The organism is Bacillus sp. EB106-07-01-XG149 (assembly GCF_058791555.1).
On sequence record NZ_JBYTDP010000001.1, the window covers coordinates 335691 to 355544 of the forward strand.

General features: G+C 35.8%; 17 protein-coding genes and 3 pseudogenes. 7 read left to right on the plus strand and 13 right to left on the minus strand.

Annotated elements, in window-relative coordinates; all coding sequences use genetic code 11:
• Nucleotides 1–258: 258 nt before the first annotated feature.
• From AC3WTA_RS01755 to AC3WTA_RS01775, 5 genes are all read right to left on the minus strand, one after another.
• Nucleotides 259–825: a hypothetical protein gene (locus AC3WTA_RS01755; RefSeq protein ID WP_492332793.1), complete on the minus strand. Its 567-nt coding sequence runs from the start codon at nucleotides 823–825 to the stop codon at nucleotides 259–261.
• Between the two features lie 84 nt (nucleotides 826–909).
• A complete protein-coding gene (locus AC3WTA_RS01760) occupies nucleotides 910–1446 on the minus strand; it encodes a replication-relaxation family protein (protein WP_492332842.1) in 537 nt (178 codons plus the stop codon).
• A 31-nt stretch (nucleotides 1447–1477) separates the two neighbouring features.
• Nucleotides 1478–2665 carry an FtsK/SpoIIIE domain-containing protein gene (locus AC3WTA_RS01765; protein WP_492332794.1) on the minus strand — a complete coding sequence of 396 codons (1188 nt, stop codon included), beginning with the start codon at nucleotides 2663–2665 and terminating at the stop codon, nucleotides 1478–1480.
• 118 nt (nucleotides 2666–2783) lie between these two features.
• Nucleotides 2784–2966 (minus strand): hypothetical protein, encoded by a 183-nt coding sequence (locus AC3WTA_RS01770; RefSeq protein ID WP_000156987.1) that lies wholly within the window; start codon nucleotides 2964–2966, stop codon nucleotides 2784–2786.
• On the minus strand, nucleotides 2963–3265 hold the full coding sequence (locus tag AC3WTA_RS01775; protein ID WP_001267641.1) for a hypothetical protein: 303 nt from the start codon (nucleotides 3263–3265) through the stop codon (nucleotides 2963–2965). The genes AC3WTA_RS01770 and AC3WTA_RS01775 overlap by 4 nt, the downstream gene beginning before the upstream one ends.
• Nucleotides 3266–3448: 183 nt before the next feature.
• Here AC3WTA_RS01775 and AC3WTA_RS01780 point away from each other — a divergent pair, with 183 nt between their 5' ends.
• A complete protein-coding gene (locus AC3WTA_RS01780) occupies nucleotides 3449–3667 on the plus strand; it encodes a helix-turn-helix transcriptional regulator (RefSeq protein WP_000584772.1) in 219 nt (72 codons plus the stop codon).
• Here the strand turns inward: AC3WTA_RS01780 and AC3WTA_RS01785 are convergent.
• Nucleotides 3664–4238, minus strand: a pseudogene (locus tag AC3WTA_RS01785) (restriction endonuclease). The gene AC3WTA_RS01780 and the pseudogene AC3WTA_RS01785 overlap by 4 nt on opposite strands.
• Nucleotides 4239–4365: 127 nt before the next feature.
• On the opposite strand from AC3WTA_RS01785, the pseudogene AC3WTA_RS01790 reads away from it, so the two are divergent.
• The 6 genes and pseudogenes from AC3WTA_RS01790 to AC3WTA_RS01815 all read left to right on the plus strand — a co-directional run.
• Nucleotides 4366–4797: pseudogene (locus AC3WTA_RS01790) on the plus strand (DUF4429 domain-containing protein); the annotation flags it as partial.
• A gap of 430 nt (nucleotides 4798–5227) precedes the next feature.
• Nucleotides 5228–5503 carry a TIGR04197 family type VII secretion effector gene (locus tag AC3WTA_RS01795; RefSeq protein ID WP_000529645.1) on the plus strand — a complete coding sequence of 92 codons (276 nt, stop codon included), beginning with the start codon at nucleotides 5228–5230 and terminating at the stop codon, nucleotides 5501–5503.
• A 41-nt stretch (nucleotides 5504–5544) separates the two neighbouring features.
• Nucleotides 5545–5901 (plus strand): DUF3958 family protein, encoded by a 357-nt coding sequence (locus AC3WTA_RS01800; RefSeq protein ID WP_000076112.1) that lies wholly within the window; start codon nucleotides 5545–5547, stop codon nucleotides 5899–5901.
• 3 nt (nucleotides 5902–5904) lie between these two features.
• A complete protein-coding gene (locus AC3WTA_RS01805) occupies nucleotides 5905–7506 on the plus strand; it encodes a T7SS effector LXG polymorphic toxin (RefSeq protein WP_000056134.1) in 1602 nt (533 codons plus the stop codon).
• Nucleotides 7507–7522: 16 nt separating this feature from the next.
• Nucleotides 7523–8227, plus strand: coding sequence for a PoNi-like cognate immunity protein (locus AC3WTA_RS01810; RefSeq protein ID WP_000617446.1), 705 nt, complete (start codon nucleotides 7523–7525; stop codon nucleotides 8225–8227).
• A gap of 133 nt (nucleotides 8228–8360) precedes the next feature.
• Nucleotides 8361–8480 carry a bacteriocin immunity protein gene (locus AC3WTA_RS01815; RefSeq protein ID WP_492332843.1) on the plus strand — a complete coding sequence of 40 codons (120 nt, stop codon included), beginning with the start codon at nucleotides 8361–8363 and terminating at the stop codon, nucleotides 8478–8480.
• Nucleotides 8481–8525: 45 nt separating this feature from the next.
• Here the strand turns inward: AC3WTA_RS01815 and AC3WTA_RS01820 are convergent, their stop codons facing one another.
• The 7 genes and pseudogenes from AC3WTA_RS01820 to AC3WTA_RS01850 all read right to left on the minus strand — a co-directional run.
• Complete coding sequence (locus AC3WTA_RS01820) at nucleotides 8526–9593, minus strand: N-acetylmuramoyl-L-alanine amidase (RefSeq protein WP_000753390.1); 1068 nt, start codon at nucleotides 9591–9593, stop codon at nucleotides 8526–8528.
• Nucleotides 9590–9829, minus strand: a complete 240-nt coding sequence (locus tag AC3WTA_RS01825) for a hypothetical protein (protein WP_000253957.1) — start codon at nucleotides 9827–9829, stop codon at nucleotides 9590–9592. Before AC3WTA_RS01825 ends, AC3WTA_RS01820 begins: the two co-directional genes overlap by 4 nt.
• Nucleotides 9829–10065: a hemolysin XhlA family protein gene (locus AC3WTA_RS01830; RefSeq protein ID WP_000398739.1), complete on the minus strand. Its 237-nt coding sequence runs from the start codon at nucleotides 10063–10065 to the stop codon at nucleotides 9829–9831. Before AC3WTA_RS01830 ends, AC3WTA_RS01825 begins: the two co-directional genes overlap by 1 nt.
• Nucleotides 10066–10104: 39 nt before the next feature.
• On the minus strand, nucleotides 10105–14253 hold the full coding sequence (locus tag AC3WTA_RS01835) for a phage tail spike protein (protein ID WP_001260216.1): 4149 nt from the start codon (nucleotides 14251–14253) through the stop codon (nucleotides 10105–10107).
• On the minus strand, nucleotides 14250–15725 hold the full coding sequence (locus AC3WTA_RS01840) for a distal tail protein Dit (RefSeq protein WP_000094117.1): 1476 nt from the start codon (nucleotides 15723–15725) through the stop codon (nucleotides 14250–14252). The genes AC3WTA_RS01835 and AC3WTA_RS01840 overlap by 4 nt, the downstream gene beginning before the upstream one ends.
• A 41-nt stretch (nucleotides 15726–15766) precedes the next feature.
• Complete coding sequence (locus AC3WTA_RS01845; RefSeq protein WP_002096560.1) at nucleotides 15767–17947, minus strand: phage tail protein; 2181 nt, start codon at nucleotides 17945–17947, stop codon at nucleotides 15767–15769.
• 223 nt (nucleotides 17948–18170) lie between these two features.
• Nucleotides 18171–19628 (minus strand): annotated as a pseudogene (locus AC3WTA_RS01850) (DUF2207 domain-containing protein); the annotation flags it as partial.
• Between the last annotated feature and the right edge of the window lie 226 nt (nucleotides 19629–19854).

The window sequence follows — 19854 nt, forward strand, 5'->3', positions numbered from 1 at the left end:
GTCTACTTGGTTAAGTCTATTTTTTAAAATGACATATCAGCGATATTTTATGTCTATTTTGTATAGGTGTTAGCAAGTTCGTTTGCAAACTTGTTAGCACTTTTTTGTTTAGATAATACACGCATTCCTTCTTACTATACTGACTATGTCCCGATTTGGGGATTTTTGTGCGTAAAATATACCTTCCTATTGTGGTCAATGTGGTCAAAAGAGAGTGGTCGTTTTATGCGCTACTCTCTTTTGACCACATGTTCACACTTACACTCTATTCCCTTGTGACTCATTTAAACTTTGCTCAAGATTTTTAATTGTTGTCTCTTTTTCTTTAAGAGTTTCTTTTAGCTCATCAATTATTTTTGAATTTTCATCCTTACTTCTCTGCAATTCATTTTCAAAATTAGTAAGTAAGTCAGTCTGCTTCTTCTGTTCATTAGCTGCCGCTCTTCTGTTGTTATCTCCAATCATCATAAATACAAACCCTAAAGCGATAACACTTGCTGAAGTACTCATTGAATCAAGAATTTCTTTTGGCAGGGATGCAATTAATTTGGAATTAGGAAAAGCTATTATACAAATTGCCGCAATATAATATAGTAGCGCCCCTATTTTTACTACTTTCTTTTCCGATACAGGGTCATTTTCATTTTTTATTGTTTTATTAAGCAAATCAGATAATGTTAAGCAAAGTCCAGCTAATGAAATACCTGTTACAAATGCTCCTGAAATATTTGCTTGGCCTACAATATTTAATAACCCAAGTACAACTATAGCTCCCCCCATATAAATCGTTACTTGTTCCATCTGTAAATACCAATTTTTCTTCATTAATTCACCAACTTACAAATTCATTATAGAATTTAATTATATAATAAATTTGTTATATAATTTCCTAATTAATTATTATTTTTACTAAATTAAAAATTTTTCTATTACATACACCTTCATAAAAACATCATATTTAGCTGCCAACTCTTCCAGTTTCTTTTCTCTATATTTCGTCACTGTAAAGAAATGAATCACTGGTACTTTTCCGTTATACTTCTGTTTATAAATTTGCGTAAATTCTTCATATTTCTTTAACTTCTCTTCATTCACTTTCATTTTCTGTGAGCGATCTACCTCAACCGCATGAAGTATATTTTCTTCATCACGAAATTTCACATCAGGAACTATTTTCTTTTTCTCCTTATTCTTTATATAACGTATATCCGTTTCAATCTGCCAATCATCCGGACAATACAAATATAACCATGCTTCATTCCGTAATAATGCATGCGCAAGCTTTCCTCTCGAAACAACCTTTCCATCATCGCCAAACATGGCATGCCCTTCTTTATTGAGATAGTACACATACTCTTTTCCTTGCATTGTCTTACTCAAATATGGCTTTAAATCGCCCATAATTCTGTTTGCATTTCGTATACCACCCATATCATGCACACTCATTACGTGTCTTCTTGTAGCGAACTGGAGCTTTCTAATCGTCGCAAGTATCGCCATGTGACGGTTGATTTTCATGTGACTCTGGATGTTCATGTTTTTCCACCTCATATTCTTTTAGATGTTTCCACATCATTTCATCGCTAATATAAGGAACTTGAATTTCAGTGAGCCGATCTGTTTTGAAAATCGCCCGCCCTGGAATACTCTGTATCGATTCTAATCCGGGTTCATCAATGACTACTTCAGATGCGGTTTGAGTCGGTAACCGAAAACCTAATTTTGCATCTGCATTTTGTTTCACTTGGCGTGGTAGTGTATCTCCAGTTGGATACTGTGTACAAAAAATCAATCTAAAACCCAGCGCTCCACCTATACGCGCAATATGAGAGAGTCTTTGTTGGCATAACCCTAATAATTTTCTCTGCTGTTCCTTCATACTTCTATCTGGGCATAATTCAGCCCCTTCATCTACGATTACAAAGAACCGTTCTTTCTCGTTTGTTTCCACGACATTCGTGTATCTGTTTTCTTTCATGTATTTCAATTTCTCTTCCATCTTCTTTAAAATGTTCTCCAATACAACGAATGCTTGCACAGGTGTTTCGGCTACTTCTTCTACTTGCTGCAAGTTTTTATATGGCCCAAACTCTAGTCCTCCTTTTAAATCGATAATATACAAATGCGTATGATTCGGTTGTGCTGTAATAAGAGAGGTGACTACATTTTTCAAAAAGACCGTCTTCCCCATTCTTGTTAGTCCACCTAATGTCATATGTGGTGTTTTATCAAAATCATGATAAATCAGTTTTTCTAAGCTCTGCCCTATTGGAACGCACCATTTCCCTTTCTTCACTAATCTCGTTGACCAATTCCACTTCTTCGGTATCTCTCTATGGAATACACGAATGTTCAATTTATAATTATCGTACTGGATCCGTACGGGCTTACTTAATCCTTCGCTCACCACATCTTCTACCTTCTGAATAATTTTACTAGGCATGCCCAGCGGTAAGGTATATACATAAGTCGTACTACGATCATCATCGATTTGTTTTTGGAACTTTGGATATTGCAATTTTTCTTCATTATTTCTTTTAATCGCAATACCAGCTACCTCAAAAAACACCTGTATTTTTCGTTTATCATCATTTTTACTTTTGAACTTTTCACCGAATAATGCCACTGTCAAACCTGCAGCTGGAACGAGTAATAATTCAATCATTTTCTCCACTCCCCATATACCCTTTATAAGGGTATATATCCCTTATTTTTGGAAGACTCCCGTACACGCTTTATATCAACGTTCTGTAAATGTCCTATAATTCCATGTTGGTATTCCCCTATAGAAACGCGAAAAGAACATAACGTAGAAGATACAAGAACGAGCCTGTGAGCGTTGTGTACATGGTCATACGTGGAAGCCAACGTGGAACACTCTGGCCCATTTTCTCCGCAACCTTCATCGTAAGAACTGACAAGCCAGTTGCCGTCCATACAACTACCGCTTCACCAACGATTGTCATTTGAATCCCTCTTTTCGAATGAGTTGTAATCCCTTCGGTGTCATAACCGGTTGATACTCATTAATGACATCTCCCCAATCAAGCATTTCATCCTCGTCTTCATATAAATCATCCATTATATCGTTTGATAAACGGTAATAGCCTTTATACTCACGATTTTCAAAAACCTCATGTCTTGTCATGTGATCTACAATTGCATTCGTTTCTTTTTTACCACTTGCCCCTCTATACATACTTCTTAATTCTTTTGATGGATACAGGTAAGGCGTTTCATTCAAATGTGAATATTGCCAACGCATACGCGTCCTCTCCCCTCTTGATGTCCTTGATTCCACTTGGTATTCCTCTTGGTCTTGATATAGGTATATGACCTAGAAGAAGGGATTTTGCCTGTCTATACAAATTTAATTATGATTTTTTTACAAATTATATTTTGAAGGTAATTCTCTTTACAATATGGAATAATTCAACAGGTGATGATAATGATCATTTTGAAGAGTAATATTGGAGAATTATTAAAACACAGTGGATTAAAAGGAAAGTGGATTGCTCAACGATTAAATATAAGCCAGAATCAAATGAGTAATTATGTAACTGGTAAATCTTATCCACCAGTAGACAAAGCATTTGAGTTAGCCAAAATATTCGATTGTAGGGTCGATGATTTATACGAGGTACAAGAAAAAGACCCTGCTGGTTAATTACTAGCAGGGTTTAGTGCATATTGAGGTAACGGATGGCCCTCAATAACATTTCAGCCAATCTTGATCCATCGATTAGTTGTACATTCAATTCTTCAGCATATTTTTTTGCATTTTTTGAAAAGCCACCTGTTGATACTACATACCCACCTTTTGCCTCTCTTTTGGCAATATTACTATGCACCAGGGCAATTGCTTTATAGGACATGTCATTGCACAAACACTTCACCTGCCCCAGATAAAGTTCACCGTTTACTGTATGTTCAAAGTCTACACCATAATCACCTGTAGCTACGGTTACAAATGCAGAACCACCATAATATTTTTCAATTACATCAGCCACAAAAGCTTCAAATTCTAACGGTGTTTGACGGATGAATACTGATGAACACTTTTCATTTTCTAATGGCTTCATAAAACGATAATAAAGCCCCATTGCTAAAGTACGTTTAAACTCTTCATCTTTATTAAAGCGAGCGATGAGCTGGTATAAATGATGGTCTTTTCTTCTTTTATAAACATACCATGAAATGTAAAGTATACCTGCTACTATTAGAAAAGCATATAACATATACACACCTCCTTAGAGGTAGTATTTCTTACAAAAATCTTTTTATTAAGTAACTTTTTGTGAAAATATCTGAATTATTTGATATAAACAATATTGCCTTACCAATACATATCAAGGGGGATATTTCATGGAAGCAACAGGCGTAAATGGACAATTACAAGTTGAAGGGAATAAAATCGTCATTAAACGAAAAGGTGTGCTTGCAAAAATGTCACAAGGATTAAAGGGAGATAAAGAAATCTTAATCAAACACTTATCTTCTATTCAATTTAAACCTGCTGGAATATTTACAAATGGCTATATTCAATTTTCTTTTTCTGGAGGAAAAGAAAATAAAGGTGGGCTTTTCGACGCTACAAAAGATGAGAATTCAATAATGTTTAGTAAAAAACAACAACCCAATTTCCTGAAACTCAAAGCATTAATTGAACAAAAGATGGATGAACAGCATTCGCCTGCACCTATAAATGCTTCTGGTGATGTTGCCGATCAAATCAAAAAACTAGCTGACTTGCGTGATAGCGGTATCCTAACAAATGAAGAATTTGACGCGAAGAAGAAACAATTACTTGGAATAAAAAGAAGCCGTCCTGTTGGGCGGCTTCTTTTTACTTCACATACACATAGACCTCATTTGCTGTTACATAGTATGGCTTACCTTTACTGTTGTGTACTTTATATTTTGATGAACCATCAACAATTACCTTTGCATCAATTATAAATACTATACCAATCTCTTTATCTTTCATTTGATTCCTAGCAAAGCATATTCTCTCTTTACGAACTCTCTCCCACTGACTAAAGACTGTAAAACACAAAAATTTTAAAAAAAGCAAATCTTTTAAGGAAAATATATACAATTATTGTTATAATTAAGTTCGCAATATTTTCCCGGGAGTATTCCTATAAAGAACAGTAGACAATGGACATATACACTAGACGCTCCCCTTCTTAAATAATTTCATAGAAATATAGAAAGGGTTTATACGATGGGACAATTTCAAAGTAATTTTCAATCGGCACAACAAATCGCTACGCAGATGAGAGCAGCTTCGGATACCATCCAAAGTGCAACAAATCGCTCTATAAAAAAGGCGACCCGTACTACGCTTTCTGTTAATTCAAAAGCACAAGAAATGAACCAACAATTTTTAGATTTGACGAAACAATTTTCCACCGCCTTTCAACAAGCGGTCGATAACATTCATTCGGTAGCTAAAGAGTTTGAGAGAATGGATCACGAACTTCACAACACTTTTCGCTAATATGACCACCTTCGTAAAAGTAAAACGGTAGGAGGAAAAAGATGAGTCAAGATATTGAAAAACAAATCAATCAATTGAATCAAAAATTACAAAGTGTATTCAAAGAACAGGATCGGAATCAATCTGCAATTCAAACTCAAGAACACGCGGAAGCAGATTTTCACGAATGGAGAAATCGAAGTAATCGTTTATTTAACCGAATTCTAGAAACTTGGCACGGTGATAGAGAATTATCTCATTTTTTTATGAATATGCGTCAAGAAGCACAACACATCGAACGAAAACTTACATTCGAATTGGAAAACCAAAAAGAAACATTGCTTAAAGAAAGACGAGACCTTAGTGATTTAGAAGACGACCTATCCTACCAGCAACAACAATTAGCAAGGGAGGCTTAATGCATGAGTTTAAATATGTATTTGGGAGAAGTACAAAGCCAAACTCAAAGCATGAACGCTGTATGTACCGCTACCATTCAAGGTATGGAACAAGCTATTCAGTCGATTGACGCTTTTGCAATTGATACTGTTCTACAAGGACAAACATATAGCAGTGCAAAATCATTTTTTGTACAAACCTTTCGCCCTTTAGCACAAGGAATCATTTACTTATGTGAAGAATTAATCCGTCAAAATAATGCCTTTCCAAACGATTTTCAATCGCAAGTAGCTTCAACAGATGTTATCGAACAAGAAATAAGAGCACAAATCCAAGAAATCAATCGAACAATTGCAAGTATAGAAGCAATAGAGGTACTTACACCAATGCCTGGAGTAGACGCAATTGTGGCTGTTTTAGTTGCGATGAGAAAAAAACTTGAAGAAAAACTAGAGCATCTATATGAATTCAATTATACATCCAGTAATAACTACAGCACGGCCCTTCAACTAGCAGCTAGTATTGCTACTGGTCTTGCCGAAGTTCAAAGTGGAAAAGGATTTAGTCCTGCAAGTGGCACGTTTAATACACAAGACTTGAATATGGAGTGGACAGGGCCTATTCAAGCAATTACAGAAAGTAAAGCACAAATTGAAAAAGCAATTGCTTTACGAGAACAAGAAGCCAATAGACCATGGTATGAAAAAACAGCTATCAGTACTTGGGAATTTATGAAAGAATTTTTTCAAGGCGCTGGCAGTGCGGCTTTCGAAAGCGTTATTGGACTAGAATCACCTGATAATGATGAATTAGAAAGCAAGTTAACTTATCAAGCGGGAAGGTTCACGGGTAATGTTATAGCAGGAGTGGCATCCATTATAGAAATTCTAGAAGGTCTTACCGTCATAGGCGGCTCTAATTTTTTAACTCTAGTCGCAACAGTAGGAACTGGTGGATTAGCATCACCAATTGCTATTACATTTGATGCAGCTGCTACAGCGGCTGGAGTTAGTCTTGTTGGACATGGTGTATTTGTTGGGCGTAATGCAATTCAAAATAGTAAGGATACTTTTCAAAAATTCCAGTCTTCTTCACCTTCTGGTGGAGGAGTTAAGGGGACTAATAATGCTGGTAAGAGTGTTAGTAACCCTAAGGCAATAAATACTGTACAACAAGCTAAAACAAAGCAAAAAGAAGTTATACATGAAGTAGAAAGTGGTAATGTTAAACTTAAAACTAATAAACAAAAAGGTAATTATGGAGAAATGAAGATGGATGTTCATTTCGAAAGTAAAGGTTTTGATAGAATTAGTAACGATAGAGTAACTAGTCTAGATGATAAGATAGTTAAAGGACTAGACGGAGTTTATTATAATCAAGGCCCACCTCCGAAATATATAATTGGTGAAGCTAAATATAGTGCTTCTAAACTAAGTAAAACTAAAGATGGAAGACAGATGAGCGATACTTGGATAGAGGGAAAGAACAGGCTAGAGAAAGCAGTAGGAAAAGATGTTGCTGATGATATTTTGTTAGAGGGATATGATAAGACATTAGTTAATATTAGAGAAGACGGCACTATTATAACCAAAACGTTAGACATTACAGGAAATATAAAAAAATAAGAAGGTTGGTATAGAAATGATAAGAGATACATTTAAAGACAAAGAATATTTTTTGGAGTATATTGCCGAAGAGGAAAATAGAATAAATAAATTTGAAACAAAATTACGCAATAATGAAGTGAGAGAAGATAGAATTTTTAATGTGAGAAAGAAAGTATATGATTTAAAATTTCAAATTTTTATAGCCAAATATTCTATGGGAGAACCGATGGAATCCCTTGTAGACGACTATAAATTAATAGTCAAAGAAATGGAAGAATTTTGGGATTTCAACCTTTATGAAGATATGTTGTGGATGCTTTCTATAGGTATTATGATAGAGATTGATAAGAATACATTTGATATTCTTGTAAAGTTAGTAGAAAAGCATAAGACAAATGATTTTCTCTATAATTTTATCATTCATTATAGAAATGAAGAAGTGAACTATCAAAACAGTATTTGGTTATTTGAAAAACCATTCAAAAGTCTTGTTAATGTCATTATGTGTAAAGATGATACAAAAGCTAGTAAATTCATGAAGGAATACTTGATAGAGCAATGGTATGTTGGGCATAATGACATGGGGTGGTATGAATGCCATAAACATCATGAAAAGTTATATTTTGGTTACTGGAGTTTTGAAAGTGGAGCAATTATGAAAATTTTAGGACTAGATGATAGTATATTAAAAGATGTTCCTTATTATCCGTATGATATGGTGCATTTTAAAAATGAATAGATTCGTTCTGCGATAAAAAATAATATTATCATGAAAGGATTAATAAAATTAAAATAATCAAAGAGGAATTAATTAAATTTGTAAAAAATGCAATTTCAAAGGAACAAGAGATGAAATAAGTGAATATATTGACATACTTAAGGAAAATGTTCCGTACCCTAAGCTTGGTGATATAATCTTTTGGAATTCTAAACAATTATCTCCTGAAGAAATAGTTGATGAAGCGCTAAATTGCAAAGAAGAAAAACAGTAGAATATATAAAGATCAAGCCGCCCCCTTTTTGGGCGGCTCTCTTCGTTATCTAAACCAATTTACATAAGACTCACTAGCCGTAATGTAGTATGTATTCCCTTTTGAATTGTGTACTTTATATTGTGACGATCCATTGACAGTTACTTTCGCATCAATTGCGAATCCTAACCCTGCATCAACAGAACCAGCAACATCTTTATCCTGCCAAGATGGAGCATCATAGAAACGTAGATTATTAACTTTAGAAACTACACGTTTTCCAATAATAGAAGAATCCACTGCGCTTTTCTTACTAAACTTAACGTAAGATGAATCATTCTTAATCCATTGCTCACCGCCAAGATTTAACCAACCATCTTTTTCGCCCCACACAATATATGATTCTGATTTATTTAACTGACGAATCTTAGAATAGCTTGTACCTGGTCCTTTACGTAAGTTAACGTTGTATCCCTCAATATAAGCTACACCATCAGTTACGGCTGTTGGTACTTCTGCTGGTTTAGATGGCTTCTCAGGCACAGAAACATCCACATCGGAATTATTGTATGCTCGTTGTACATCCGCTCTAAATTGAGCTTCTGAAACGCCGTGACTACGAAGATAATCAAGTGGATCTTCATGATCAGTTCCGCCAAGATATTTTGTAACATCGTAGTGAGTCCATAATCCTTTTTCTACAGATAATCCACGATCACGAAGAATTTTAGCTAATAACTTAACATATTTATCATAGCTACGTTTGAATTTCTCATAATCTCTTGTTTCGCATAATTCTACGTGAACAAATCGTTTATTTGCTCCTGGTCCTGCACCATAAGCAATGTATTTCGTATAAGCAATTTGGATTGTTTCATTCCAATCAACTGCATAATGTACGAATGCTGAACGCCATGTACGAGACTCATATTTTTGAATATTAATAGCTGGCGCTTCTGGTGTTGCTGTAGAATGGGCTACAACGCCCTCATAAGCACCTACACCATTACGGTATGGTTGTTTCGGTAAATCAGGAATAATAAGTGTTCTATCAGCAAAAGCGCTTGTAGCAAACGAAACAGCAAGTACTAGAATCATAAGAAACAAGGTAATATGTTTCATTGTTTTTTTCATTTAGAATCAACATCCTTTTTCATAATTTTTGTGTGGTCAAATAATCCACTTGCTGATAGACCAATGATGATTCCTTGAAATACATTTGTTTTTATATCTCCGTCCAAAAATAAAACGCCTAGCACAATGCCAAGCGTTAAATTCAATAACGGAACGTATTTTGATTGTAATCCAATTGTTTTTACAATTTGCGAAAGACCAACTACAATCCCAATCATTACAGCTAAACTCACCATTACATACCACCTCCTTTCATTAATAAAGTGAGAATGCCACCGACAATTCCACCTACAATAAGTCGTAAGATCCAAGTAGTATTGGCACTAATTTTATCCAGCTGTTTGTTGATATTGATAATGTCTTTCTCGTTACCGGTTGTTCGCATTTCTAAGCTTTTAATTTCTAAACGTATGTCCTTGATATCTTGCTTGATTTCTTGAACATCACTTCTTACTTCTTGTAACCCTTCCACTTTGACCACCCCCTTTTTGACAATAAAAAAAAGACCAGCTTATGGCTGCTCTGGTTTCTTATTTATTAATTGTTGTAGTAATAATTCTTCTAACTTTGCAATCCTATCTTCTTGCCTGTTTACTAAAACCTTTAACTCGTTAAGTTGATTCTCAATGTTAACTTTCTCAAGTTTTTCCGCTTCAATCTCTTGTTTTAACATTCCAATATCAAACTGTATATTATCTGTTTTCCAGTCTAATTCTTGTGCAGCTTGCATTGTAATAGAAACAGAACCATAAAGTGAGACTGCATCTTTCTCTCTTGTTGTAAACACTCCATCCGTATCTTCCGCAATCATACCGTAGTTTACGGGTAAAACATCAATTTCACCTGCATTGTATTTTTCTACATCACTGATTAAATTATATTGTTTAATTCTTACACTATTAACTTTTTTCAGTGCTGAGAAAGGCAAGTCTTCTATGTTCGTTTTAGCTTTTCGTGTAGACGTATTAATAAAATTCTTTGCATATACATCTGCATCACAACCAATGTTCCCCATTGTTCGTAATACGCCTAGTTTCATGTTTGCCCAAGAAGTTCCTGTTCCATTTTTAATCTGTAGTCCGTCCCCGACATAGTCAGGATGTCTTGCCACTCTAAACATAAGCTGATTAGCAAACAGAAAATCTACATCACCTTGATTATTTGGGTATAAATCTTTAATTATAAATGTAGGGAATGACTTGTTATCACTTGTATAAAAATTAAAGTAGCCACGTTTAGCGGTAAAGTAGATATCTTTATTAGCACTTAAGGTTATAAATCCTGTAGTACCACTTGTGGAACTAGCAGTAAGAGAAATATTACCGTTTGTATTAGTTAAACTCATATCGCCTACAGAGTTAATTTGCATTGCTCCGTCATAACGATAGAAATTAATATAACTTGACTTTAAAATGTCATTTCCACTTTTACCAGTAGCAACTCCGATAGAAGCAACTGAGTTAGTCCATTGAGAACCGTTAATTGTCGTTTGGTCAAGCACTAATGAACCATTAAGGGTTCCTGAACTTGCATAGTCATTTCCTAAAATTACAGCAGACTGAATATTACTATCTGAACGATTAATAAATCCAAAATAGCCACGAGCTTGACCACTTCCATATAACGTCATGTTCTGAGCATTTAAACGGATGTGATTCGCTCCTGATCCCTGAGGTGCTGTTTGGATGGTAACACCTTGTAAAGTCTGAGCTTTTAAGTGCTTCGCTTCAATATAGCCATCAAGATAAATCTTGTTCGCCTGAATCAATACAGATTGAGCTGTTTGGTTGATTGTGGAAGCGATGTCTCCTGCTTTAACTCGCAAGCTAATCTCAGTACTCATTAGAGATAATTGAGAAGAATGAGATTCCACTATTGCTTTACTTCCAAAACGTCCGTCAGCATCCACTTTTGTATAAACATCTGTTTTTTTTGCTTTTAAATCAATACGGTTAGATTGCTGATTGATTGTAGTCTCCATTTGAGTGACCTTGCTATTAAAATCAGAAGTAGCCACTTTCTTTGCAATCTCACCTACAAGTTGGTCATAGTTAGCATAGTCTTTCGGGTTTTCCATAAAAGTTGTAGGGTTTGCTCCCTGTTGCACTTGTGGCTGAGATACCCACATAAGGCCATTCTTAACTATCATTATTCCCGCTTGTACCTGAGTAATCGCATTCGTAGGTACATCAGCAGTAACACTTACAAAAGTCCAAGCTCCATTTGTAACTACCGATCTAACATCTATAGATTTTTGACTGACAGTAGTCCCGCCGTTGAGAATTTTAAGCTCTAAAATAGCTCCTTCGTCTAAACCTGCTTTATCGTTAGTTAATACCCATGCAGAAAGCACCATCTTTCCTTGTCCTGCTGTAACAGGTATCATCTGATACACACCAGCCCAATTATTAGCTGTTAATCCTGTAGCTTGAATCTGAACAGAATTATATCCGTCGTGATTTCGAGCGCTCGTAGGAATAACTGCTGTACCTGTAACGACTCCTCTTGTTACCCACTTCGTAAGACTTGGCGTTCTAGAAGTAACATCTCCAGTGGAAGTATCAATTACTCTGTCCTCAAAGGCCGAGTTAAAGTACATGTTTACACTACCTAATCCACCAACATAATCCTGCATTTGAGTCTCAGAAACTTTAGATTTGATTTGATTATTCAGCTGCGTAATATCACTCGTGTTTTGTTGTATAACCTCTCCATGTTTCCCTTGTGTCTGGGATATCGTAGTAATGCTTTGTGAATTAGAATCTGTAGTTTGCTTAACTTGGTTCAAGGTAGACTGCATTGTACTTTGATCTTTTTGAACAGTTGATACAGTAGAGGTAACGCCCTCCACACTTTTTTCAATCTCGGTTGTTTTCTTGGTGAATTCATCGGTTGTTTGCCGTACATCAGATATCGTCTTTTTCGTACCTTCCACAGTTGATTCAACTGTATTTAATTTATTACTAATTTCACCATCTTTTTTAGTTAATGATTCAATAGAAGTTTTAAATCCATCTGAAGTTTGTTCTATTTGGGTTACTTTTTTATTAATATTACCTTGTTCGTTTTGTACATCAGAAATTGTGCGACTAACACTTTGTAAGCTTTCCTTTACTTCGTTGAATTGTCCTGTCGCCTGATTTTGTGCATCTTGAACCTTTTGGTTTAATTCTGTTTTAGTAGTTTCAATATCTTTTTGAACATCTTTAATACTTTGCTGTAATGGCCCTGTATCCGGAACAACAGGTTCCCAAGTCGTACCTGTCCATATTTTCAAAATACCAGGCTTACCGCCACTAATATCACGCCATAATGTTTTATTCGGTTTAAGATTAGCTGTAGGTGGATTAACACCCTCTATGATATCCACAAGATTTTGTTCCACATATTCAACAGTCGCTTCTGCTAAATCTTTTGCTTCCTGACTTTCTTTTTGAGCCTGATCAGCTTTATCTTTAGCGTTAATGATGTCTTGATTTTGTTCGGTGACCTTGTCCTTTAATTGGTCAAATAACTCTTGCGGAACCTTGTCATACAATGAACTTAAAATTTTTTGATATAACCTACGTAATTCATCGTTTTGATCAATAATTTCACGATAATCACCAAAGATATATTTATCTTGTATAGGATTTTTAAATGATTCATTACCAACAATTGCTCTAGCTTCTAAAAAAAGATTAGGTGTAAATCCAGTATCTTTAACACGGATTGTATCACCTTCATTAATTTCTTCATGAGATAGCCCAGGTATTCGAGCTATATTTTGTGCATCAACTTCATAAGAAACAGAAGCATTCACAAGCTTATTCATTTCTGTTTTCATGAGAGTCATAAGTCTCTGTGGAGACATATCCTGTTCTTCTGTTTGTGGAGTATAGAAAGCAAATTTATGTTTTCCTTTTTCATTCCACCGTTGATAAGCTGCATCATCCACAAGATAAGGCACACCATTATTTATTTCTGAGATTGTGATAAACTCTCCATTTTCTTTTTTTACGTAACCTAATAAAGCGGTACAAATATTTTGGGAGTTCTCAATGCGTTTAATCCCCACCAAATCTTTACCCACAGTGATTTCTTTTCTTGTATCTCGTCCTCTTTTCTTAACCATATCCACATAACGAACAACGATTTGAGAGCCGACAACTTCAGCACGATATTGGATTTCTAGTTCAAATGAAGCGGCAATCTTTTTTAGTAAATCCAATGGATTAGTAAATTCATCAATAGTCATTGAATGTGATCCATCATGTTCTGTTTTACCTATTTCCCACTTCGTACCTTTTAGAGCTATTTCCATGCATTGCTTCAATGTTTTACTTTCGATTTTTTGCGGCTCAATAATTTCTGCTTTAGCAAGTTGAATCCATTCCCCTGATGCATAAACCATTAATGATTTATCATCAGAATCTTTTTCTGCTTCAGTAATAACATAAGGAACAATTCTGCCACCACGCACTTCTTTCAACACTAAGTTTTGTTGTACAAGTGCCGCTGCATGGTCTGTATTCTCAAATACCCTAAACTCTAATGTATCTATATTATTTTTAATTTCCCAATGTCTCTTATCATCCCAATAGTCTTTTGGTTGTATAGCTGAAACGATTTGACTCTTTTTAAAATCAACAACATGTAAAGTTCCACTTGGTGTCCTCATCTAAATCGCTCCCTATACGTTAACTCCGCTATTCCTACATTGGCTGGACGTACTATAATTTCATTCTGTCCCCGTTTTACAATAGGAAATGTACTAAATATGTCTTTCAGTACTATCGCATTCATACCGTTAATTGTAACAAGTGAACGTTCTGTATCTATTTGAATTTTGTCTCCTACATCGAAAATATAAGGAGTCTCATCTATTTCTAAAGTATTAATACGCCAGAATTTAACATCCTTGATTTGACAAACATTAACCGGATTGTAATCTCCAAAAGCTACACAACCAACAACAATATACTTCGGTTCCTTGGTAGTATTCGGATTCCAATTACCTACGTCATACCATTCCATTACAAATGAAGCTCCATCTTGTTCTGTTCCTACAATATGTTTCGCACAATAAACTCTCCAGTGGTTCCCTCTACGAGCTAAAGCAAAATGTCCACTAAATTGATTGAAAGTATCAATATAATATCCAGTTTCGTTCGATAAGAGTTGCTCATTCTCTCCAGTTCCAACGGAAGAATGAGCCAAAGTGATTTCATGACTCATATATTCATCGCTCATATCCACTTGACAGATAATGTTGTAATTAGCATCCAAGACCATAGCAATCGTTTTACCCATTTGGTCATATTTCGTAGACTGTAAGGCAAACTGGATATCCATTTTGAAATCTCCAATTTTCTTACCTATTGTCGGGATTTCTCTCATCACAAAAGGCCCATGCCATTTGTTCAGTTCACTTTGTCCGTAATCCGAAGCTCTAAAAGCTTTTCCACCTACGACTTCCATAGATCCTCTTGCAAGAAACTTTCCTATCTGTCCTCCAAAAGGTTCCCACCCCTTAAGACTAGAGCAATCATCATTGATAAGTCTCTCATCTTCTTTTACAATTTTGGACTTATACCCAACAGGATAACCAATCCGAAAATAGTCGTTATCGTTCCATACATCCAAGAAAGGGCTTTGTGAACCTACAGTTATATCAATAATTGGATTAGATTCTACAGACCCCCTATTACGAAATTCAGCTTTTAAGTTCCCGCCCTCATCTATTGCTAATACTTTCTTCTGTGTGGGACCTAATTTATAAGGCATTGGACAAATAAATGTAATTGTTCCCATTCCGAGTGTTACGAATTCATCTGGGTCAAAGCTATCATCCACAACTGCTAAATACGTTCTATTTGGTTCTACATCAAAAACAAGCTCTACTGGTTGATCTGTTATTAGCCAATTTGCAATTTCTTCTTTTATTAGTTCTAAGTCTCCATTATCAGGAACAATAATTCCAACAGGAATAGATAAAACACGCATTTCCGTTTGTGTATTTAATAATCTCGCACCTGGATATCCTGGAACACTTAGAAAATTCCGTTTCAATGGTGCCCAAGTAGGTCTTTTCCATCCTTTTGCAATTTGGATATATTTTTTACGTTCATTGTTAAATGTAAAAGAGCTCATTTTGACACCTCGCTTCTTTATAAAATAAAAGAAACCCAAACCTAAAAGGCTGAGTTTCTTTGTTCTTCTCTTTCTTGATACTCTTTCGTATATCGATAGGTACCACGTGCCACATCTCGTCCCTCTAAAACAACTGGCACTTCAATAATCAAATCTCCACCTTGTGTTGGAAGCATCCCATTTACACCTGTTTGTCCAGGAGAATAATTAAACACTTGGTTTGCAACCGTATTAGTCATAGCTTGTCTACTATTTGACATATTTCCATACACACCATTCATAACAGTTTTTAATCCTGATAATTGACTCATAGAACTAGCCATCATACGGCTCATATCACCCATTAATTGATTCATAGTTCCAGTAATACCAAGTGATTTTTCTTTTGATGATAAAGGTGTAACTGTGATTGAGTTACCTTTTTTCGTAAACAATTCTGGTCCAGCTTCACCTGTAATGAATGACCCATCACCTACAGGTTTTCCACCTTTAGCAAGCATTGGTACATGCGGAATAGTTGGTGCACTAACACCAGGGATTTGATTTAATAATTCCGCTGGTGTGTTAAAGCCATCTATGAACTTATTGATAATACGTATGATTCCATTGATAGCTGTACGAATACCGCTTTTAATACCATCCCATACACCTAATACTGCCGACTTCATACCTTCAAATGCTCCACTAACAGCATTTGTTACCCAACGAACAGGCGTCATAATAGCTTCTTTCAATCCATTCCATACAGAAGATGCGGTTGATTTAATCCCTTCCCAAATGTTTGAAAGCGTGGATTTAATACCATTCCAGATACTACTACTTGTACTACTTATCATATTCCAAACAGTAGAGATAGCTTGTTTGATGTTATTGAATACCGAACTTGCTATGGAAACAATGGAGTTCCATAAACTAGAAAGATAGTTTTTAATCGTATTCCATACTGCACTTGTTGTGGAACTAATCGTATTCCAGGTGTTTACAATCCAGTCTTTTATTGAATTGAATATTGGCGTTACAAAAGCAACTAATCCACTCCAACATGATTGTAAGAAGTTTTTCACTGCAATCCATACAGCCATTGTTGCTGAACTAATTGCATCCCAAACGGTTGTAATTGTATTTTTAATCCAATCAAATACAGTTGTCGCAATTGAAACTATTCCATTCCAACAAGTCTTTAAGAAATTTGTAAGTGCATCCCATACCGCTATAGCTTTTTGCTTAATAGCATCCCATACCGAAGCTAAAAACTCTCGTATAGATTCGAAAATTGGAGTAGCAAAGTATAGAATAGCCGTCCAAATTGCTTGTAAATATTGACTAATAAAATTCCATACAGTTTGAATTACTGTGGAAATACCATTCCAAATCATAGAAAAGAAATCAGCAATCCCTTGTAAAATAGGAGTTAAAAAGGCAACTAATCCATTCCATGTCTCTTGGAAGAATGTTGAAATCGAAGTCCATACCTCAGTGAAGAAGGTTGCTATTCCTTGTAAGACAGAAGTAAGGTATTCCACAATTCCATTCCAAATTTCCATACAGAAATTAAAAATAGAAGTCCAAATACCAATGTACGCTTCTAAAATAGCGGTGCCCCAGGTTACAACAAACTCAACTATTCCATTCCATAATCCTATTAAGAACTCCTTAATTGAGTTCCAGACTTCCAATGTAGTTTCACTAATACTATTCCAAGTATCACTTGCCCATTGTACAATCCCGTCCCATATTCCTACTAAGAACTCTCCAATTGCATTCCAAGCATCAATGGTCCATTGCCTTATAGAATCCCAATTTTGATAAATTAGAACGCCCAAGGCAACTACAGCGGCTACAACCACAGCGATTAACCCTACCCATCCCATCATTGCGGCCCCGATACTCGATATGACGACAACGATTGGCGCTAAAGCCATAAACGCTCCTGCAATTACTCCAATAGCTACTGCGATAGCGGCCAATGTAGCTGCTAATTTAGGATTATTAGAAATCCAGTCAGCTATTTTAGCAACAACATCGGCTATAACACTTAGAACAGGTTTGAGAGCCATTTGTAAATCTTGCATTGCTTTTTGAAACTTAACTGCTGGGTTTTCATCCATTTTCTTAACGGAATCATTTAATTGATCTTGATTCTTTTTAAAATCAACAGTCTTTTCTTTCGCACCTAGTAAAGTATTAATAATGTTTTGCCCTTGGTCTTCATACATTGTCATTTTGTTATCGTAAAGGCTTTTTATCCTCTACTTCTTACAGTTCAATTCCTGTAAGTTCGGCATACGTTTTCACTAATAAGTGTCGCGGTCTCGTGGAGGGATTATATCTTTTCACCCTCTATGCTCTGCCCCTGACTATACTTTGTACAGCCTTCGGTTCAAATTAGGATTCGCACCCTCTTTGCTTCATACCGCAATTTTACTTCGGCACAATTTATCATCTACCGAAAAATTTAACGCCTAATTCATTGCGCTTTGTTTCATCCTCAACTTCTGATAAAGCTTGTGCAATTTCAGTCATAGCTGCCGAACCGTCTTTACCACCTTTAGCTACCGCTTGCCCCCACTTTTCAACTTGTTCCGCTGAAATTTTTGTGCCTTCAAGGGATTCTTTCATAGCTTTATCGACACCTTGACCGAACTCAGCTGCTTTGATACGTCCTTCTTTCAAACCATCTAGCAAATTATCAATATTCCAGGTTCCTGTTTCAACCCCAGCCTCCATTATCGCTTGGACTTCTTCAGCTGAATATCCCGCTCTTGTAAGCTGTCCTCCATATTCAGCAATGATATCTAATTGTTCAGGTGGAAATCCTATTTTAAGTAACGCGTCTGTCATACCAAGAGCGCCTTCTTGTGAAATCCCTAATTCATTTCCTATTTCATTCACTTCTTGAATTAACTCAGTAAAATCTATACCTTCATAGGATTGTGCAACTGCGGCTGCTCCTTTTACGATCGCTGCATTTGCTTCATCACTTACGCCTTTATTTAAAGCCCATTGTCTGCGGACACCTTCTAAAGATGCTTCGGCATCCACTCCATAAGCTAAAATTCCTCTTACAGCTTCTTCTACTGATTTTTTCGAGGATTCAGGGACATCAAAAGATATATCAATTTTTGTTTGTAACTTTGACATATCCATTGCTTTTTCAATTGCGGTTGCAATTCCGCCACCAGCTGCCAATCCACCGATAACATTTTCTAATCCTATTTTCAGACCTTCAAACTTCTTCTCTGTTCTACCAGCCTCTTGTTGTAAATCTCTTAATTCATTTTGTACTTGTCGTATTGAGTTTCCGGCATCCACAGAACGAAGAGCACGTTGTAATTTATCAATATCTGTTCCTGCTCCTAATGCTTCACGACCAATAATTCCAATTGCTTGCTCTAACTGCTTACTTGTAGCCGTCCCATTCCGAATTGCATTCACAAGACGATTTCCTAATGCACCTGCAAAATCATCAACGCTTTTTCCTGTAGCACTAAACAATGTTTCTAATTGCCGGGTAGAACTGGCCACATTGTCTTGTTCTGCTTTCATGTTTCCAAGTTTATTTTTCAGACCATTAAGCGATCCTTCTGTAAATTCAATTTCACGCCTGAAAGCACGATATTGTTCTTCAGAAATTTTACCGTTTTGAAATTGAGCTTGTACTTGTTGTTCCGCTGCCTTTAATTTATCTAATTTCTGTGTTGTATTTTCTATTTGTTGTGTGAGTAACTGTTGTTTTTGAGAAAGTGCCTCAATATTCCCAGGGTCAAACTTTAGTAACCGTTCAACATCTTTCAATTCTTTAGCCAAAGAATTACTTTGCTTATCAACATCTTTTAGAGCATTTTGTAACGGTTGAGTGTTTCCGCCAATTTCAATTGTAATACCTTTAATTCTTCCTGCCATTTTTTCACCCCTTTCTTAGAATGAATCGAAGTCTTTTTGATTTGCTTTTCTAACTTTTTCTTTGTCTGGATTCTCCATTTCAGCGAATTCAGCAATGTAATCAAAACAATCACCGATTGTCATATCTTCTAAATCCCAACTTGTTAGTTTCGCTTTATAACAAAGAGCAAGGAACGTATCAGTGGTTAAATCTTCATCACTGAAAGCTCCTTGCTCTCCATTACTT

What these genes read in the sequence shown, in the direction of transcription:
- AC3WTA_RS01755 (WP_492332793.1), bottom strand. Translation starts at nt 825, where the DNA reads ATGAAGAAAAATTGGTATTTACAGATGGAACAAGTAACGATTTATATG.
- AC3WTA_RS01760 (WP_492332842.1), bottom strand. Translation starts at nt 1,446, where the DNA reads ATGAGTGTGCATGATATGGGTGGTATACGAAATGCAAACAGAATTATG.
- AC3WTA_RS01765 (WP_492332794.1), bottom strand. Translation starts at nt 2,665, where the DNA reads ATGATTGAATTATTACTCGTTCCAGCTGCAGGTTTGACAGTGGCATTA.
- AC3WTA_RS01770 (WP_000156987.1), bottom strand. Translation starts at nt 2,966, where the DNA reads ATGACAATCGTTGGTGAAGCGGTAGTTGTATGGACGGCAACTGGCTTG.
- AC3WTA_RS01775 (WP_001267641.1), bottom strand. Translation starts at nt 3,265, where the DNA reads ATGCGTTGGCAATATTCACATTTGAATGAAACGCCTTACCTGTATCCA.
- AC3WTA_RS01780 (WP_000584772.1), top strand. Translation starts at nt 3,449, where the DNA reads ATGATCATTTTGAAGAGTAATATTGGAGAATTATTAAAACACAGTGGA.
- AC3WTA_RS01795 (WP_000529645.1), top strand. Translation starts at nt 5,228, where the DNA reads ATGGGACAATTTCAAAGTAATTTTCAATCGGCACAACAAATCGCTACG.
- AC3WTA_RS01800 (WP_000076112.1), top strand. Translation starts at nt 5,545, where the DNA reads ATGAGTCAAGATATTGAAAAACAAATCAATCAATTGAATCAAAAATTA.
- AC3WTA_RS01805 (WP_000056134.1), top strand. Translation starts at nt 5,905, where the DNA reads ATGAGTTTAAATATGTATTTGGGAGAAGTACAAAGCCAAACTCAAAGC.
- AC3WTA_RS01810 (WP_000617446.1), top strand. Translation starts at nt 7,523, where the DNA reads ATGATAAGAGATACATTTAAAGACAAAGAATATTTTTTGGAGTATATT.
- AC3WTA_RS01820 (WP_000753390.1), bottom strand. Translation starts at nt 9,593, where the DNA reads ATGAAAAAAACAATGAAACATATTACCTTGTTTCTTATGATTCTAGTA.
- AC3WTA_RS01825 (WP_000253957.1), bottom strand. Translation starts at nt 9,829, where the DNA reads ATGGTGAGTTTAGCTGTAATGATTGGGATTGTAGTTGGTCTTTCGCAA.
- AC3WTA_RS01835 (WP_001260216.1), bottom strand. Translation starts at nt 14,253, where the DNA reads ATGAGGACACCAAGTGGAACTTTACATGTTGTTGATTTTAAAAAGAGT.
- AC3WTA_RS01840 (WP_000094117.1), bottom strand. Translation starts at nt 15,725, where the DNA reads ATGAGCTCTTTTACATTTAACAATGAACGTAAAAAATATATCCAAATT.
- AC3WTA_RS01845 (WP_002096560.1), bottom strand. Translation starts at nt 17,947, where the DNA reads ATGACAATGTATGAAGACCAAGGGCAAAACATTATTAATACTTTACTA.